13 protein-coding genes are annotated in these 17908 nt (G+C 68.1%); all 13 read left to right on the top strand.

Annotated elements, in window-relative coordinates:
• The first annotated feature begins 12 nt into the window (after positions 1 to 12).
• The 13 genes from BHD05_RS15130 (at position 13) to ilvN (ending at position 17905) form a co-directional block, all read left to right on the top strand.
• Positions 13 to 2970 (top strand): MMPL family transporter, encoded by a 2958-nt coding sequence (locus BHD05_RS15130; RefSeq protein ID WP_161887164.1) that lies wholly within the window; start codon positions 13 to 15, stop codon positions 2968 to 2970.
• On the top strand, positions 2967 to 4823 hold the full coding sequence (locus BHD05_RS15125; RefSeq protein ID WP_236966572.1) for a YhgE/Pip family protein: 1857 nt from the start codon (positions 2967 to 2969) through the stop codon (positions 4821 to 4823). Before BHD05_RS15130 ends, BHD05_RS15125 begins: the two co-directional genes overlap by 4 nt.
• A 417-nt stretch (positions 4824 to 5240) precedes the next feature.
• Entirely contained in the window at positions 5241 to 6725 is a 1485-nt protein-coding gene (locus BHD05_RS15120; protein WP_161887163.1) for an alpha,alpha-trehalose-phosphate synthase (UDP-forming), read from the top strand.
• A gap of 11 nt (positions 6726 to 6736) precedes the next feature.
• A complete protein-coding gene (otsB, locus tag BHD05_RS15115; protein ID WP_161887162.1) occupies positions 6737 to 7552 on the top strand; it encodes a trehalose-phosphatase in 816 nt (271 codons plus the stop codon).
• A gap of 104 nt (positions 7553 to 7656) precedes the next feature.
• Complete coding sequence (locus tag BHD05_RS15110; protein ID WP_161887161.1) at positions 7657 to 10557, top strand: Na+/H+ antiporter subunit A; 2901 nt, start codon at positions 7657 to 7659, stop codon at positions 10555 to 10557.
• Complete coding sequence (locus BHD05_RS15105) at positions 10554 to 10988, top strand: Na(+)/H(+) antiporter subunit C (RefSeq protein WP_161887160.1); 435 nt, start codon at positions 10554 to 10556, stop codon at positions 10986 to 10988. Before BHD05_RS15110 ends, BHD05_RS15105 begins: the two co-directional genes overlap by 4 nt.
• Positions 10985 to 12547: a Na+/H+ antiporter subunit D gene (locus tag BHD05_RS15100; RefSeq protein ID WP_161887159.1), complete on the top strand. Its 1563-nt coding sequence runs from the start codon at positions 10985 to 10987 to the stop codon at positions 12545 to 12547. The genes BHD05_RS15105 and BHD05_RS15100 overlap by 4 nt, the downstream gene beginning before the upstream one ends.
• Positions 12540 to 13103 carry a Na+/H+ antiporter subunit E gene (locus tag BHD05_RS15095; RefSeq protein WP_161887158.1) on the top strand — a complete coding sequence of 188 codons (564 nt, stop codon included), beginning with the start codon at positions 12540 to 12542 and terminating at the stop codon, positions 13101 to 13103. Before BHD05_RS15100 ends, BHD05_RS15095 begins: the two co-directional genes overlap by 8 nt.
• On the top strand, positions 13100 to 13390 hold the full coding sequence (locus tag BHD05_RS15090; protein ID WP_236966571.1) for an MrpF/PhaF family protein: 291 nt from the start codon (positions 13100 to 13102) through the stop codon (positions 13388 to 13390). Before BHD05_RS15095 ends, BHD05_RS15090 begins: the two co-directional genes overlap by 4 nt.
• A complete protein-coding gene (mnhG, locus tag BHD05_RS15085; protein WP_161887157.1) occupies positions 13387 to 13773 on the top strand; it encodes a monovalent cation/H(+) antiporter subunit G in 387 nt (128 codons plus the stop codon). Before BHD05_RS15090 ends, mnhG begins: the two co-directional genes overlap by 4 nt.
• Positions 13774 to 13807: 34 nt before the next feature.
• On the top strand, positions 13808 to 15517 hold the full coding sequence (gene ilvD / locus BHD05_RS15080; RefSeq protein WP_161887156.1) for a dihydroxy-acid dehydratase: 1710 nt from the start codon (positions 13808 to 13810) through the stop codon (positions 15515 to 15517).
• A gap of 62 nt (positions 15518 to 15579) precedes the next feature.
• Positions 15580 to 17394, top strand: a complete 1815-nt coding sequence (locus BHD05_RS15075; protein WP_161887155.1) for an acetolactate synthase large subunit — start codon at positions 15580 to 15582, stop codon at positions 17392 to 17394.
• A 4-nt stretch (positions 17395 to 17398) separates the two neighbouring features.
• Positions 17399 to 17905 (top strand): acetolactate synthase small subunit, encoded by a 507-nt coding sequence (gene ilvN / locus BHD05_RS15070; RefSeq protein WP_161887154.1) that lies wholly within the window; start codon positions 17399 to 17401, stop codon positions 17903 to 17905.
• Positions 17906 to 17908: the final 3 nt, after the last annotated feature.

Raw genomic sequence — 17908 nt, 5'->3', positions numbered from 1 at the left:
ACCCGAACCGACATGGCCACCCTCCTCTACCGCCTCGGACGCTTCTCCTACCGGCGGGCCTGGCCCGTCATCGGCGTCTGGCTCGTGCTCTTCGTCGGCATCCTCGGGGGCGGATTCGCCCTCGGCGGCCAAACCCAGGAGTCGTTCGCGATCCCGGGGACCGAATCGCAGGATGCCCTGGACCGGCTCGATGCAGTGTTCCCCCAGGTCGCGGGCGCGAGTGCCCAGGCGATCCTCGTGGCGCCGGACGGCTCCTCGATCACCGACGAACGCTTCGCGGAGCCGATCGCGGAGATGGTGTCGAGCATCGCCGCCGTCGACGGGATCGACTCCGCCATCGGGCCGTTCGACGAGTACGCGGGCGTCGCAGTCACCGACGACGAGCAGATGGCCCGGGTCCAGGTGCAGTTCGAGGGCAGGTCGGAGGAGGTCACCCCGGCCATGCTCGACGACCTCACCGGCACGTCCGGCATCGGCGAGGAGGCGGGGCTCCGGGTCGAATACGGCGGCCAGGTGTTCCAGGACAACACCTTCGGCATCACGATCTCCGAGGTGTTCGGGGTGATCTTCGCCGGACTCGTGCTACTCATCACCTTCGGATCGCTCCGCGCCGCGGGGATGCCGCTGCTCAGCGCCCTCATCGGGGTCGGGATCGTGATCGGAGGCATCACCGCGGTGTCGGCCTTCACGACCGTCTCGAGCACCGCGCCGCTGCTCGCCCTCATGATCGGGCTTGCGGTCGGCATCGACTACTCGCTCTTCATCCTGTCGCGGCATCGCAACCAGCTAGCCGAGGGGGAGGATCCGGAAGAGTCGGCCGGGATCGCCGTCGGCACCGCCGGCAGTGCTGTCGTGTTCGCGGGCATCACCGTCATCATCGCGCTCCTCGGGCTGCTCGTCGTCGGCATCCCCTTCCTCAGCGTGATGGGCATCGGAGCGGCCTTCGCCGTGCTCGTCGCCATCGCCGTCGCCACCACCCTCCTGCCCGCCATCCTCGGCCTGGCGAAGGGGCGCCTCGCCCCGAAGCCCGGCTCGCGCGCCCACCGGCGAGCGCTCGCGCACGACGACCCGAACGCGAAGCCGGCCATGGGCCTGCGCTGGGTCCGGCTCGTGATGAAGGCCCCCATCCTCGCCACGATCGGCGTCGTTGCCATCCTCGGCACCCTCGCGATCCCGGCTCTCAGCCTCGACCTGAACCTGCCCGACGGCGGCTCGGAGCCAGCAGGCAGCACCCAGCGGGAGGCCTACGAGCTCGTGAGCGATGGCTTCGGCCCCGGCTTCAACGGTCCGCTCGTCATCGCGGTCGACATCACCCAGACGACAGACATCCTCGAGGACCTCGACGGGATCGGCGCCACGCTCCGCAGCCTCGACGACGTAGCGAACGTGAGCCAGGGCATCCCGGATGTCGGACTGGTCACGGCCATCATTCAGGTCACCCCCGAGAGCGCCCCGGATGCCGCGGAGACGAAGGCGCTCGTGCAGGCGATCCGCGACCTCGCCCCGGAGATCGAGGAGGAGTTCGGCACGACGATCGCTGTGACCGGCGCGACCGCGGTCGGAATCGACATCTCGAACCGGCTCACCAATGCCCTCGTGCCATTCGGGCTCATCGTCGTCGGGCTCTCGATTGTGCTGCTGATGATGGTCTTCCGCTCCGTGCTGGTGCCGATCAAGGCGGCCCTCGGGTTCCTCCTGTCGGTGATCGCGTCGTTCGGCGTGGTCGTCGCGATCTTCCAGTGGGGGTGGCTCAGCGAGCTCATCGGCGTCGAGAACCCCGGCCCGATCATCAGCTTCCTGCCGATCCTGCTGATGGCGGTGCTCTTCGGCCTCGCGATGGACTACGAGGTCTTCCTCGTCTCAGGCATGCGCGAGGAGTACGTGAAGACCGGAGACGCGAGGTTCGCGGTCGCGCGGGGCTTCGGCAACGGGGCACGAGTCGTCACGGCCGCTGCACTGATCATGTTCTTCGTGTTCTTCGCGTTCGTGCCCGAGGGGACGGGAACGATCCAGCCGATCGCCCTGGGACTTGCCGTCGGCATCGCCTTCGACGCCTTCCTCGTGCGTATGACGCTCGTGCCCGCGATCATGACCCTCCTCGGCCGGTCGGCGTGGTGGTTGCCGAACTGGCTCAGCCGAGCCCTGCCGAACATGGACATCGAGGGGGAGAGCCTGCGGGAGCACCGCCATGGCCTCGACTGGACGGCGACCCAGGGCGGCGCGGCGATCAGCGCCGAGCTGCTCGTCGCCGGATCCGGCGGCTACCGGGTGAGCCCGCTCAGCCTCAGCATCCCGCCGGGCAGCCTCGTTCTTGCGAGCGGGCACCCGGCAGATCGCCGCGTCGTCGCGGCGACCATCGCCGGCCGGGTCTCGCCGGTCAGCGGACGCGCGCAGGTGGCCGGTCTCCCGTTGCCCTCCGAGATGGCCGGGGTCAGCCGCCTCGTCGCGATCGCCGACATCGGCAGCCGCACGGGGAGCACGGTGAGCTACGGCCGTCTTCTCACCGAGCGACTCCGGCTCACTCAGCCCTGGTACCGGGCGCGATCGATCGCCGCTCAGACGCGCCGCTGGATCGACCAGGTCAACCAGACCCTCGCGGATGCCGGGGCGGCGTCTGGCATCGCCATCAGCTCCGACTCGATCGTCGACACCCTCCCGCAGCTCGAGCGCTCCGCGGCGATCGCCGCAGTCGCGGTCGCCGAGGGCACGCCCGTCGTCATCCTGGACCAGCTCGAGGCTTTCGCCTCGGACGATGACGCGCGCGTGTTCCTCGAGACGGTCTCCCGGCTCGCCGCCGACACGACGACCATCGTCGTCGGGTCGCCGGTCGCCCGCGACCTCGCCGACCGGCACGTTGCCCGCTCCCGCCCGATGCTGCACGTCGACCTCTCCTCGCCCGCGCAGCCGCACCCGCATCCGCATCCGCATCCACACCCGCATCCGATCGACATCAGAGGAGGCGCGCTGTGAGCACGCCCGTTTCCGGCCCCCGCCGCGGCCTGTGGGGGCCCAGGATCGCAGTCCTCGCCGTCATCCTCATCCCGCTGGCGTTCTCCGGCCTCGTCGTCGGCTCGCTCTCCCAGGCGGACTCCTCACTCGACCGGATCCCGGCCGCCGTGGTCAACTCCGACGAACTCATCATGCAGACCGCCGCCGACGGAACCGAGACCCCGATCTTCGCCGGACGGCAGCTCGTCACCGAGCTCACCGGGGCGGGCAGCGCGGGCTTCGACTGGGTCGTCACCAACGCAGAGGATGCCGAGGACTCCCTCGCGAACGGCGAGGTGTACGCCGTGCTGACGGTGCCGGACGACTTCTCCGAATCGATCCTGTCGCTTCAGTCGGACGAGCCGCGGCAGGCGGAGATCTCCATCCGCACCGACGACGCCCACAGCTACCTCTCCGGGGCGGTCGCGCAGACGGTCGGCGACAGCATGGTGTCGGCCTTCGGGCGGGAAATCACCGCCCAGTACATCGCGGGCATCTACTCCAGCATCGGGGAGTTCGGAGGGTCCCTCGGCACCGCCGCGAACGGTGCAAGCGATCTCGCGAGCGGCGCGAGCTCGCTCGGCTCCGGCCTCGGCTCCCTCGCCACCGGCGCGGCCTCCGCCCAGACCGGGGCAGCCGGCGTAGCCGACGGCATCGCCGACTACACCTCGGGTGTCGGCTCCCTCAGCGGCGGCCTCAACCAGCTGCGCGCCGGCGCCGGTGGGCTCACGAGCATCAGCGACGGGGTCGACGCGTTCACCGGGGGAGTCTCGCAGCTCGCCGCCGGAATCGCCGGTGCGAACGCCCAGCTGGACGACGCGGATCCGGCCAACGACGAGGCTGCCCGGGCAACCCTCGCCGCGCTGTCCGGTCAGCTGTCCCAGACCGCGGCGGGCGGAGGCGCGCTCGCTTCGCAGACCCGTGGCGGCATCGAGGGCATCCAGGGCGGGATAGCGAGCAGCGCCGACGGGGCGTCTGCGCTCGCCGCGGGAGGTGCCGACCTTGACGCTGGCGCTGCGTCGCTCGCCGGGGCGATCGGGTCGCTCAGTACGGGAGTCGCGGATGCGTCGGGTGGCGCCTCCGAGCTCGCCACGGGGGCCGCGGAACTCGCCGAGGGTCTCCGGCAGGGGGCCGACGCCGTGCCCCCGATGGAGGGCGACGCCAGCACCGAGGCAGCCTCCGTCGCCGCCGAGCCCGTCACCCTCGTGGTCGACCGGAACAACGAGGTCGCGAGCATCGGCCAGATCGTCGCGACATTCTTTGTGCCACTTGGCCTGTGGGTCGGGGCGCTCGCGGTGTTCCTCGTGCTGCGCCCGGTCTCGCGGGTCGCCCTCGCCTCGACCGCGGGCACCGGCCGTCTCGTCGGCGCGACCCTGCTGCGGGCATTCGCGATCACGATCGCCCAGGCCCTCCTGCTCGTCGCATTGCTGCACACCGCGCTCGGCGTCGGCTGGGCACTGCTGCCGGCGACCCTCGGGCTCTCGGCTCTCATGGCGCTCGCGTTCACTGCGTTCCACTACCTGCTCACGGTGGGGCTCGGCCGCGGAGGGCTCGTGATCTCGCTTCTCATGCTCGCGGTTCAGGTGACTGCGACCGGAGGCCTCTACCCGGTGCAGCTCATCGCCGAGCCATTCCAGGCGATCAGCCCACTACTGCCGCTGACGTATGGCGTTTCGGGAATGCAAGCGATCATTGCGGGGGGCAGCCTCGGCGCGGTGGTCGTGGCGGCTCTCGTGATGGTCGGCTTCGGGCTGGTGAGCGCGCTCGGGTCGGTGCTCGTCGTGCGCAGCATCCGCCGTTCACGCTCGCTGGGCCTGCTCGCGGTGCCCGCCTAGGCCCCTCAACGCCGCTGGCTTTCATCATTCAGGAGATGGGAGGCCGGTGGGCTTTCATCATTCAGGAGATGGGAGGCCGATGGGCTTTCATAATTCAGGAGATGCAATGTGTGGCGGCTGCATCATTCACGAGATTTGGATGCAAAGGGCCCGCCTGACCGGGGGAGTGCGCTGTGATTTCAGGGGCACAGTGCCGCAGCAGCGAATAAAATCCTGAATTGTGAAAGCCGCCAGGGACTCCATCTCCTGAATTATGAAAGCTGTGACTGGCTCCATCTCCTGAATTATGAAAGGCACGGCGACCTGTCGGCGAGGTGCCGGCGACCTGGCGGCGAGGGGAGCCGCGCGGTCGGCTGATATCGTGGAATGTGCTTATCTCGCGACTACACGCGGCACTTAGCTGAGGAGAGAGCACAAATGACCCAGACCATCGACGAGCGCGAGCAGTACGACTTCGTCGTCGTCTCCAACCGCCTGCCGGTCGACCGAGTGGTGAGGCCCGACGGGTCCGCGCACTGGCAGCCGTCACCCGGCGGGCTGGTGACCGCCCTCGAGCCGGTCATGCAGACCAAGGGGGGAGCCTGGATCGGCTGGTCGGGCCAGCCCGACCTCGACTTCGAACCGTTCGACAGCAACGGCATCCGGGTCGTGCCGGTGCGGCTGAGTGCCCTCGAGGTCGAGCACTACTACGAGGGCTTCTCGAACGGCACTGTCTGGCCGCTGTACCACGACGTCATCGCGCCCCCCATCTTCCACCGGGACTGGTGGGAGACTTACGTCAAGGTCAACCAGAGGTTCGCCGAGGCCGCGGCGAGCAGCTGCAACAGCGGCGGCACCGTATGGGTGCACGACTACCAGCTCCAGCTCGTCCCGAAGATGCTGCGTGCACTGCGGCCCGACCTCACGATCGGGTTCTTCAACCACATCCCGTTTCCGCCGTACGGCATCTACTCGCAGCTGCCGTGGCGCACGCAGATCGTGGAGGGCCTGCTGGGCGCGGATGTCATCGGGTTCCAGCGTCTCGCCGATGCCAACAACTTCTCCCGGGCGGTCCGGCGGCTCAAGGGCTTCGTCACGAAGAACCCCATCATCGAGGTGCCCCTCGTCGACGAGTCCGAGGGGGTCAGGGCGCACGCACCGGTGCGGAAGGGGCAGCAGTTCCGCACTGTCGTCGCGCGCCACTTCCCGATCTCGATCGACAGCGCAGCCTGGGAGAAGCTCGCCCGCAGCCCCTCCGTTCAGGCGCGGGCGAAGCAGATCCGCGAGGACCTCGGAAACCCGAGGTCAATCCTGCTCGGCGTCGACCGGCTCGACTACACCAAGGGGATCGGCCACCGGCTCAAGGCCTTCGGCGAGCTCCTCTCCGACGAAAGCCTGACGATCGAAGACGCGACGCTCGTGCAGATCGCCAGCCCGAGCCGCGAACGGGTACGCACCTACATGGAGCTGCGGGACGAGATCGAACTGACGGTCGGGCGCATCAACGGCGACTTCGCGACGATCAGCCACACCGCCATCAGCTACCACCACCACGGCTATCCGCGCGAGGAGATGGTGGCGCTGTACCTCGCCGCCGACATCATGCTCGTCACCGCGCTCCGCGACGGTATGAACCTCGTCGCCAAGGAGTATGTCGCCACGCGCTTCGACGACGACGGCGTGCTCATTCTCAGCGAGTTCGCCGGAGCCGCCGACGAGCTCAAGCGCGCCCTGCTCATCAACCCGCACGACATCGACGGGCTCAAGGAGACGATCCTCGCGGCCATGGCGATGCCCAAGCGCGACCGCCAGGCGCGCATGCGCGCACTGCGCAAGCGCGTGCTCGAGAACGACGTCGATAAGTGGTCGACGGAGTTCTTACGCGTTCTCACCACGAGCCGCTCGCGCGGCAGGAAAGACTGATCCCCCACCCCATGGTCGACGTCGACTCTCCCCCCGCCTTCTCGAGCCTGCCCGAACCGCTCATCGGGGCGATGCGCGAACTGGCCCGCACCAAGCGCCTCCTCGTCGCGCTCGACTTCGATGGCACGCTCGCCCCCGAGGTCGATGAGCCGGAGCAGGCGCGGGCGACCCCCGAGGCACGCAAGGCCGTGCTACGACTGCTCGAGATGCCCAACACCAGAGTCGCCCTCGTCTCCGGGCGCGCGATCGGCAGCCTGGAGCAGGTCGCGGACCTGCCCGACCATGCCCTCCTGATCGGATCGCACGGGATAGAGCTCCGACTCGACACCCCCGACGTGCGGCTCAACCTCAGCAGCGACGAGCTCGAGCGCCGCGGTGAGCTGAACCGCGTGCTCACGGATGTCGTCGAGGACCTCGACGAAGTGTGGATCGAGTCGAAGCCCGCCGGTTTCGCGCTGCACACACGCCTCGCGACGGCTGAGGACAGCAGGATCGCCCACCTCGTCGCCCGACGAGAGACATCCGCGGAGTTCGACGACCTCACCGTTCGCGAGGGCAAGAACGTGCTCGAGTTCTCGGTGCGCTCGACCACCAAGGGCGAGGCGATCGAGCACCTGCGCGAATACACGGGTGCCACGGCTGTGTTCTTCGCCGGCGACGACGTCACCGACGAGGATGCATTCGCCGCTCTCGAGCCCGACGACCTCGGGCTCAAGAGCGGCGAGGGCGCGACGCTCGCAAACTACCGGGTGCCCGGGCCGAAGGATGTCGCGCGCGCCCTGGCGCTCCTGGCCGACCTGCGCGAGGGAGACGTGCACGAGCAGTGAGTGGCGAATCGTGCGGATAGAATAAACTAGCGGCCCTCGTAGGGATCCCCCGGGTGCTCCCCAGAGACGTGCACCCGCCGCCCTGACGCCCTGGGAGGCAATCCGTGATTGCTCTCATCGCCGCGTTCGGGCTCGTCCCACTGCTGATTCTTCCGCTCGCCCGTCGGCTCGGCCGGCGCGTGTTCTTTGTTGCGGCCCTCGTGCCGCTCGCGGCCCTGGTGCACGCGCTCGTGCTCGGACCCGCCGTTGTCGGCGGCGAGGTTGTTGCCGAGAGCTACTCGTGGATTCCCGAGCTCTCGGTCGCTCTGGCCGTGAGGCTCGACGTGCTGTCGTGGGTGATGGTGCTGATCGTCACGGGCGTCGGGGCCCTTGTGCTTGTGTATTGCGCGAGCTACTTCCGCGACGAGGAGGTCGGACTCGGCCGGTTCGCCGCGATCCTCCTCGCCTTCGCCGGTGCGATGTACGGACTTGTCATCGCCGACGACGTCTTCCTGCTCTTCGTGTTCTGGGAGGCCACGAGCGTCTTCTCCTACCTGCTCATCGGCCACTACACGAGGTCGAAAACCAGCCGCACCGCCGCGCTCCAGGCGCTCCTCGTGACGACCCTCGGCGGCCTCGTCATGCTCGTCGGCCTCGTCCTCCTTGCGGTCGAGACCGGCACGTCGAGCCTCGCCCAGATCATCGCACTGGCACCGGATGGTCCGCTGGTCACGACGGCGATCGTGCTGGTGCTGGTCGGTGCGCTGTCGAAGTCCGCGATCGTTCCGTTCCACTTCTGGCTCCCGGCCGCCATGGCGGCGCCCACGCCGGTAAGCGCGTACCTGCACGCTGCGGCCATGGTGAAGGGGGGCATCTACCTCATCGCGAGGATGGCCCCCGGCTTCGCCGAGATGCCCGGCTGGCGCGAGATCCTCGTGACGTTGGGCGTCGTGACGATGCTGATCGGCGGGCTCACCGCCCTCAGGCAATTCGACCTCAAGCTCGTGCTCGCGCACGGAACGGTCAGCCAGCTCGGATTCCTCACGGTGGTCGTCGGCTACGGAACCCGCGACTCCGCGCTCGCCGGACTCGCCCTCCTCCTCGCCCACGCCCTGTTCAAGTCGACGCTCTTCCTCTCGATCGGCATCGTGGACCACGACGCGGGCACGCGAGACCTGCGAAAGATCTCCGGGCTCGGTCGCAGGTCGCCAGTGCTCGCGGCCGTCGTGCTCGTCGCTCTCGCCTCGATGGCCGGACTGCCTCCGACACTCGGGTTCGTCGCCAAGGAGGCGGTCTTCACCTCGCTCCTCGAGGAGGGGCTCGCCGGGGCGCCGCTCGCCTGGCTCGCCCTTGTGGGCGTCGCGCTCGGCTCCGTGCTGACGGTCGCCTACTCCGCCAGGTTCTTCTGGGGCGCCTTCGCCAGAAAGCCGGGCGTCGAGGACGTGGGGCCGGTGGCGCGCAACGCCTGGTTCCTGACCCCGCCCGCGATACTCGCGGCCACGGGCCTCGCGCTCGGCCTGCTTGCGCCGCTGGTGGACGGCTGGCTGTCGGGCTACTCCACCCCGTTCGAGCCGGATGCCGCAGACCCCTACTACCTCGCCCTCTGGCACGGCCTCGAGCCGGCACTGGGCATCTCGGCGGTCACCCTCGCCGTCGGCCTCGCAATGTTCTGGAAGCGCGATGCTGTCTTCGGCGCCCAGGGGCGGGTGCGGACCGGCATCTCGGCCGGTGACGGCTATGTCGCGACGGTGCGGTTCATCGATCGCACCGCCGCGCGCACGACGAGCCTCACCCAGCGCGGCTCGCTGCCGTTCTACCTCGGCGTCATCCTGCTCGTCTTCATCACCGCGGTGGGGGCAGCCCTGATCGGCAACCGAACCTGGCCGGACGGCATCCGGCTCTGGGACTCGGCGGCGCAGGTCGGAATCGGGCTTGTCATGGTCGTCGCCGCCGTCGCGGCAACCCGCGCGGGGAAGAGGTTCCAGGCGGTGCTGCTCGTCGGTGTCACGGGCTTCGGCATGTCCGCCCTCTTCGCCCTGCAGGGTGCGCCGGACCTCGCCCTGACCCAGGCCCTCGTCGAGATCGTCACCCTCGTCGCCTTCGTGCTCGTGCTGCGGCGGCTCCCGGCGAGGCTCGGTCACCGGCACGGAACCGCGAATCGCGGCATCCGCGCGTTCATTGCGATCGCTGTCGGCGTCATCATGGGCCTGGTGGTCATCGTGGCGCTCGGGGCGAGGACCGAATTGCCGATCTCGCTCGCCTGGCCGGAGCTTGCTTTCGTCGAAGCCCACGGCCGCAACGTCGTGAACGTCGCCCTCGTCGACATCCGCGGGTGGGACACGATGGGCGAGTTGTCGGTCATCATCGCCGCCGCCACCGGCGTCGCGAGCCTCATCTTCATCAGCGGGCGCGCCGACGACCTGCCGCGAGTGCGGCGCAGTCAGGCCCAGGCCACGTTCAGGGCCAGCCGGCAGAGGGCGATCGAGCGGGCGGGTGCCTCATCGGCCCGCACCCCGTGGCTGCTCGCCGGACGGGACATCGCTCCGGAGAACCGGTCGATCCTGCTCGAGGTCGTCGTGCGCCTCACGTTCCACGCCATCATCGTCGTCTCGGTCTACCTACTCTTCTCCGGACATAACGCGCCCGGAGGCGGATTTGCCGGCGGCACCGTCGCGGGCCTCGCCCTCGTCGCCCGCTACCTCGCGGGCGGACGCCGAGAGCTCGGCGCTGCGGCCCCGATCAACGCGGGCAAGATGCTCGGCTCGGGGCTGGTGCTCGCCGCAGGCGCGGCTGCCGTGCCGATCCTCTTCGGCGCCGACGCCCTCACCTCCAGCTACATCGAAGGAGTGGTGTGGCCCTTCGGCGACGTCGAGTTCGTCACCTCCACGATCTTCGACATCGGGGTCTACCTCGTGGTCATCGGCCTCGTGCTCGACGTGCTGCGCAGCCTCGGCGCCGAGGTGGACAGGCAGCAGGAGGCCGACGTCGAGTCGAACAGTGCGCCAGCCGAGGAGGTGGCGTCGTGACCGTCTCGCTCGTGCTCGTGCTCATCATGGTGGTGCTGTACTCGAGTGGTATCTACCTCATGCTCGAGAGAAGCCTGACGCGGGTGATACTCGGCTTCCTGCTGGTCGGGAACGCCACAAACCTGTTGCTGCTGATTGTTGCGGGCAAGGCCGGGGTCGCGCCCATCGTCGGCGGCGGGGTCGCGGCCGAGGAGATGAGCGACCCACTGCCCCAGGCGCTCATCCTCACGGCGATCGTGATCACCTTCGGCGTCTCGGCCTTCCTGCTCGGCCTGCTGTACCGCTCCTGGCGCCTGTCGGCCGGAGACAGCCTGGTGGACGACGCCGCAGACGTCGCCATGCGCTCGGAATCGTCCACCATGAACGAGGGCGGGCCGGATTCGGAGCCGTCCGATACCGAGTTCGATGCCGGGTCGGAGGCCCCTCGATGACCGCCCTGGTGCCCCTCGTCGTGCTCCTGCCCCTGCTCGGGGCCGCCGCAGCGCTCATTTCCGGCCGCCGGCCGGGGCTGCAAAGGGTGCTGACCGTCATCGTGCTCGCGGCGGTGCTTGCGGTGAGCATCGTGCTGCTCGTGGCGGTGGATGCCGGTGGCCCACTCGTCGTCGAGCTCGGCGGCTGGCAGGCCCCATTCGGCATCGTGCTCGTCGTCGACCGCCTGTCGGCCCTCATGCTCGTCGTCTCCGCGACGGTGCTGCTCGCCGTGCTCGTCTTCTCGGTTGGCCAGGGCCTCGCTGACGGCGACCAGGACACCCCGGTATCGATCTACTACCCGACCTACCTCATCCTCGCGACCGGCGTCTTCAACGCCTTCATCGCGGGCGACCTGTTCAACCTCTACGTCGGGTTCGAGATCCTCCTCGTCGCGAGCTACGTGCTCATCACCCTCGGTGGTACCGAGCAGCGCATCCGCGCGGGCACAACCTATATCGTCGTGAGCCTCGTGTCGTCACTGCTGTTCCTCGCCTCGATCGCGATGATCTACGGCGCGGTGGGAACGGTCAACATCGCCCAGATCTCCCAACGGATGAACGACATCCCGGTCGACGTTCAGGTCATTCTGCACGTGTGCCTGCTCGTCGCGTTCGGGATCAAGGCGGCCGTTTTCCCGCTCTCGTTCTGGCTGCCCGACTCCTACCCGACCGCCCCCGCGCCGGTCACGGCGGTATTCGCGGGCCTGCTGACCAAGGTGGGCGTGTACGCGATCATCCGGGCGGAGACGGTGATCTTCCCCGGCACCGAGCTCAACCAGGCGCTGCTCGTTGTCGCGTTGCTCACCATGATCGTCGGCGTGCTCGGCGCCGTCGCCCAGGCGGACATCAAACGGGTGCTCTCGTTCACCCTCGTGAGTCACATCGGGTACATGGTGCTCGGCGTCGCGCTTGGCACCGCCGCGGGGACCTCGGCCGCAATCTTCTACATCGTGCACCACATTGTGGTTCAGTCGACCCTCTTCCTCGCCGCCGGACTCATCGAGCGGCAGGGCGGCAGCACCTCGATCAACAAACTGGGAGGCATGCTCAAGGCGGCACCGCTCATCGCCGTTCTCTTCTTCGTGCCCGCGCTCAACCTCGGCGGCATTCCCCCGTTCTCCGGCTTCATCGGCAAGCTCGCGCTGTTCCAGGCGAGCGCCGAGCAGGGCACCCCGCTCACCTACGTGCTCATCGGGGCGGGCGCACTCGTCTCGCTACTCACCCTCTATACCCTTGTGCGCATCTGGACGCTCGTCTTCTGGCGCCCGGCCAGCGACGTCGAGAACTACGACTCGGATCTGGTCGCCAACCTCTCGGAGGCCCCAGGGGACACGGCCACGCAGACGGTGCGGACGACGCCGCGCCTGATGGTCGCAGCGACCGCGGCGATGGTCGCGGTGAGCCTCGCCCTGACAGTCTTCGCGGGGCCTCTCTACGCGCTGAGCACCCGGGCTGGAGAGAACCTCGAAGGACCGTCGTTCTACATCGACATCGTCTTCCCCGGAGATATCGATGACTGAGCCGGCGAACGAGCGCGAGCTGCGACAGGAGGCACGGGCGAGCATTGTGCACCAGCTTCCCTTGCTGTTCGCCCTGGTAGTGCTCTGGATGCTTCTGTGGGGAGCGGTGTCGTGGCTCAACCTGGTCACCGGCCTCATCCTCGCGATTGTCGTGACCCGTGTGTTCTACCTGCCGCCCGTCGAGCTGTCGGGCCGGTTCAATCCGTTCTGGTTGGCGGTGTTCGTCGGCCAGTTTCTCGCCGAGCTGTTCGTCGCCTCGTTCCAGGTGGCGTTCCTCGCGCTGCGCCCGCGACGGATCAGCAGAAACTCCATCGTCGAGGTGCAGCTGCGTACCAGGAGCGACCTCATCATGACCGTTGTGGCGATCGCGATGTCGCTCATGCCCGGATCGCTAGTGATCGAGTCCGACCGGATGCGTTCGCGTATCTACCTCCATGCGCTGAACACTGAGGACCGGCAGGGCGTCGAGGATGTGCGGACCAAGACACTCCAACTGGAGCGGCTGCTCGTGCGCTCCTTCGGCTCCGTCGACGACATCGAAAGGACTCGCAAGTGAACTCCGTAGTCATCTCTGTGATCTACATCACAATCGGAGTCATGTTCACGGTCGGCGCGCTCGCCAGCGTCTACCGGGTCGTGCGCGGACCCTCCCTCATCGACAGGGTTATCGCCTCCGACGTGCTCCTGACGACGCTCATCCTCGCGGCCGGGGCGGAGATGGTCTACAACGGCCACACGCGCTCGATCCCGCTGATGGTGGCGCTCGCCGCGACGGCGGTGCTCGGCAGCATCGCCGTGGCCCGCCACGTCTCGCCGAAGGACTCCGCGAAGGCGAATCCGTGAGCTTCGACGACATCCTCGACATTGTCTCCGCCGTCCTCGTGCTCGGCGGCGCGTTCCTCACGCTTGCCGCTGGCGTGGGCCTGATCCGGTTCCCCGACGCGCTGAGCGGCCTGCACGCCGCTACCAAGCCGCAGATCCTCGGGCTCATCCTCGTGGTCCTGGCGATCGCAATCGAGGCGCGAAGCTGGACCACACTCCTCGCTCTCGTGCCCGTCGTGCTGTTCCAGATGCTCGTGGCCCCAATCGCGGCGCACATGATCGGGCGGGCAGGCTACCGCACCGGCGACTTCCGACCCGAGCTGTCCCTCGTCGACGAGCTCGCCGACGACATCGACCTCGCCACGCGGGAAGCTGAACGTTCGTCGAGGCCGCGGCGCTCGTAAGGTTGCGGGGCCGAAGGAGTTCTACACTCGTACCATGCCAGACAGCGCCAGCACCCAGCCCGACATGAAGCCCCGATCCCGCGTCGTTACTGACGGGATCGAAGCGACCACCTCCCGGGGGATGCTCCGCGCGGTCGGAATGGGAGATGCGGACTGGGACAAGCCCCAGATCGGTATCGCGAGCTCATGGAACGAAATCACCCCGTGCAACCTCTCGCTCGACCGCCTCGCCCAGGCATCCAAAGAAGGCGTGCACGGTGGCGGCGGATACCCGCTGCAGTTCGGCACCATCTCCGTCTCGGACGGCATCTCGATGGGGCACGAGGGCATGCACTTCTCCCTCGTCAGCCGTGAGGTCATCGCCGACTCGGTCGAGGTGGTCATGCAGGCCGAGCGTCTCGACGGCTCGGTGCTGCTCGCCGGCTGCGACAAGTCGCTGCCGGGCATGCTGATGGCCGCCGCGCGCCTCGACCTCGCCTCGGTGTTTCTGTACGCCGGGTCGATCGCGCCGGGCTGGGTCAAGCTCAGCGACGGTACCGAGAAGGACATCACGATCATCGACTCGTTCGAGGCCGTCGGCGCCGTCAAGGCCGGCCGGATGAGCGAAGAAGATGCCAAGCGCATCGAGTGCGCCTTCGCCCCCGGCGAGGGTGCCTGCGGCGGAATGTACACCGCGAACACGATGGCGAGCGTCGCCGAGGCGCTCGGCATGAGCCTCCCCGGGTCGGCGAGCCCGGCCTCTGCTGACCGGCGCCGCGACTATTACGCGCACCGCTCCGGCGAGGCCGTCGTCAACCTGATCCGCCTGGGGATCACCGCCCGCGACATCATGACCAAGAAGGCGTTCGAGAACGCCATCGCCATCGTCATGGTCTACGGCGGGTCGACCAACGCCGTGCTGCACCTGCTGGCGATCGCGAACGAGGCCGAAGTCGACCTGACCCTTGCCGACTTCAACCGAATCGCCGACAAGGTGCCGCACCTCGGCGACCTCAAGCCCTTCGGCAAGTACGTCATGAACGACGTCGACCGGCACGGGGGAGTGCCCGTCGTCATGCGTGCCCTGCTCGACGCCGGGCTGCTGCACGGCGACGCCCTGACGGTGACGGGCAAGACCCTTGCCGAGAACCTCGCCGAGCTCGACCCGGAGCCGCTAGACGGTGAGGTGGTGCGCACCCTCGACAACCCCATCCACTCCACCGGCGGTCTCAGCGTGCTGCACGGAAGTCTCGCCCCGGAGGGCGCCGTCGTCAAGACCGCCGGCTTCGACCTCGACGTGTTCGAGGGTCCCGCCCGCGTGTTCGAGCGGGAGCGCGAAGCGATGGATGCGCTCACCGAGGGCAAGATCGGCAAGGGCGACGTCGTCGTCATCCGCTACGAGGGCCCCAAGGGTGGGCCGGGCATGCGGGAGATGCTCGCGATCACGGCCGCCATCAAGGGAGCCGGGCTCGGGAAAGATGTATTACTCTTGACCGACGGACGATTCTCAGGGGGCACAACCGGCCTGTGCATCGGCCACATAGCTCCCGAAGCGGTCGATGCAGGTCCGATCGCCTTCGTGCGCGATGGTGATCTGATACGGGTCGATATCGCAGCTCGCACCCTCGACGTACTGGTCGAGGACTCCGAGCTGGAAGCTCGCCGCAACGGTTGGGCTCCGCTTCCTCCCCGCTACACCCGTGGTGTGCTCGCGAAATACTCACGCCTGGTCCGCTCCGCTGCAGTCGGCGCGGTTACCGGCTGAGAATCGTCGGGCAGCGCGGCGCCCCTCACCATTCGACGCACGAGTGACAAAGGATTTTCACCATGTCCACCGATCAAACTTCAGCGACGGCCTCTCGCCCCGCGCGGCCGGCGACCCCGACGGCACCGGGGCCGATCATCCTCACCGGCTCCGGCGCGATTCTCAAGTCGCTTGAGAAGCTCGGCATCACCGACGTCTTCGGGCTCCCCGGCGGCGCCATCATGCCGTTCTACGACGAGCTCATGTCGTCGGAGGGCATCCGGCACATCCTCGTCCGGCACGAACAGGGCGCAGGGCACGCCGCTGAGGGCTACGCGTCGTCGAGCGGACGCCTCGGTGTCGCGATCGCGACGTCCGGCCCTGGAGCCACGAACCTCGTCACCGCGATCGCCGACGCGCACATGGACTCCGTGCCGCTGCTCGCGATCACCGGACAGGTCTTCTCCACGTCGATGGGGACGGATGCCTTCCAGGAAGTCGACATCGTGGGAATCACGATGCCGATCACCAAGCACTCCTTCCTTGTCACGAAGCCGGAGGACATCCCGGCAACAATCGCTGCCGCCGTGCTCATCGCGACGACCGGGCGCCCCGGCCCCGTGCTCGTCGACGTCACGAAGGACTGCCAGCAGGCGAGCGCCCCGTTCATCTGGCCACCGAAGATCGACCTGCCCGGCTACCGCCCGGTCACCAAGGCGCACGGCAAGCAGATCCAGGCTGCGGCGCAGCTTTTCGTCGAGGCGAAGCGCCCCGTGCTCTACGTCGGCGGTGGAGTGATCCGCGCGAATGCATCCGAGGAGCTCCTCACCCTCGCCAAGACGACCGGGGCGCCCGTCGTCACGACGCTGATGGCGCGCGGAGCGTTCCCCGACTCCCACGACCAGCATCTCGGGATGCCGGGGATGCACGGCACCGTTCCCGCGGTGCTGTCGCTGCAGGAGTCAGACCTTCTCATCGTGCTCGGCGCCCGGTTCGATGACCGGGTGACCGGCAAGGCGAGCGAGTTCGCCCCACACGCCAAGGTCGTGCATATCGACATCGACCCCGCCGAGATCTCGAAGATCCGCGTCGCAGACGTACCGATCGTCGGCGACGCCAAAGATGTCATCGCGGACCTCACCGTCGCCTACGAGAATGCCGCCCGGCTGCACGCCCCCGACATCACGCAATGGTGGGAGCGCCTCAACGGACTGCGCGAGCAGTACCCGCTCGGGTACGACGAGCCCGAAGACGGACTGCTCTCGCCGCAGTACGTCATCGAGCGGATCGGCGCCATCACGGGGCCGGAGGGCGTCTACGCCTCGGGCGTCGGCCAGCACCAGATGTGGGCAGCCCAGTTCATCAAGTACGAGCGCCCGAACGCGTGGCTCAACTCCGGAGGCGCCGGCACAATGGGCTACGGGGTGCCGGCGGCGATGGGCGCCAAGGTCGCTCAGCCCGACCGCATCGTCTGGGCGATCGACGGCGACGGATGCTTCCAGATGACCAACCAGGAGCTCGCGACCTGCACGATCAACCAGATCCCGATCAAGGTTGCGATCATCAACAACTCCTCGCTCGGCATGGTGCGTCAGTGGCAGACCCTCTTCTATGACGGCCGGCACTCGTTCACCGACCTCAACACCGGTCACGATACCGCGATGATCCCCGACTTCGTGAAGCTCGCCGAGGCGTACGGGGCCCTCGGCATCCGCGTCACGAAGAAGGAAGAGGTGGATGCCGCGATCCGGCTCGCGAACGAGACCAACGACCGACCCGTCGTGATCGACTTCATCGTGAGCCGCGACGCCATGGTGTGGCCGATGGTGCCGCAGGGCGTCGGCAATTCGTCGGTGCAGTACGCCAGAGAGCACGCCCCCGAGTGGGAAGAGGAGTAGAGCCATGACCCACGTACTCTCCCTGCTCGTCGAAGACAAGCCCGGCCTGCTCACGCGCGTCGCCGGCCTGTTCGCGCGCCGCGGCTTCAACATCGAGTCCCTCGCCGTGGGCAAGAGCGAGATCCCGGGGTTGTCCCGCATCACCGTCGTCGTCGACGTCGAGGACCTCCCGCTCGAGCAGGTGACGAAGCAGCTCAACAAGCTCATCAACGTGCTCAAGATCGTCGAGCTCGAGCCGGCGCAGACGGTGGAACGCGAGCACATGCTCATCAAAGTGCGCGTCGACAACTCGACGCGCAGCCAGATCCTCGAGGCGGCGACGCTCTTCCGGGCACGCATCGTCGATGTGGCCACGGACGCCCTCGTCATCGAGGTCACGGGTGACACCCCCAAGGTGCAGGCGCTGCTGCGCGTGCTCGAACCGTACGGCATCAGGGAGATCGCGCAATCCGGCCTCCTCGCCATCGGGCGCGGGCCGAAGAGCATCACCGAACGCATCTACAAGACTTGACCT

The organism is Marisediminicola antarctica, assembly GCF_009930795.1.
Classification (GTDB): Bacteria; Actinomycetota; Actinomycetes; order Actinomycetales; family Microbacteriaceae; genus Marisediminicola; species Marisediminicola antarctica.
Note: the sequence above shows the minus strand (reverse complement) of the source record. Positions and strands in the feature narration are given on the sequence as shown.

Coding starts and splice junctions, on each gene's coding strand:
- BHD05_RS15095 (WP_161887158.1), top strand. CDS start 12,540: ATGACTGAGCCGGCGAACGAGCGCGAGCTGCGACAGGAGGCACGGGCG.
- ilvN (WP_161887154.1), top strand. CDS start 17,399: ATGACCCACGTACTCTCCCTGCTCGTCGAAGACAAGCCCGGCCTGCTC.
- BHD05_RS15100 (WP_161887159.1), top strand. CDS start 10,985: ATGACCGCCCTGGTGCCCCTCGTCGTGCTCCTGCCCCTGCTCGGGGCC.
- BHD05_RS15130 (WP_161887164.1), top strand. CDS start 13: ATGGCCACCCTCCTCTACCGCCTCGGACGCTTCTCCTACCGGCGGGCC.
- ilvD (WP_161887156.1), top strand. CDS start 13,808: ATGCCAGACAGCGCCAGCACCCAGCCCGACATGAAGCCCCGATCCCGC.
- BHD05_RS15075 (WP_161887155.1), top strand. CDS start 15,580: ATGTCCACCGATCAAACTTCAGCGACGGCCTCTCGCCCCGCGCGGCCG.
- BHD05_RS15120 (WP_161887163.1), top strand. CDS start 5,241: ATGACCCAGACCATCGACGAGCGCGAGCAGTACGACTTCGTCGTCGTC.
- otsB (WP_161887162.1), top strand. CDS start 6,737: ATGGTCGACGTCGACTCTCCCCCCGCCTTCTCGAGCCTGCCCGAACCG.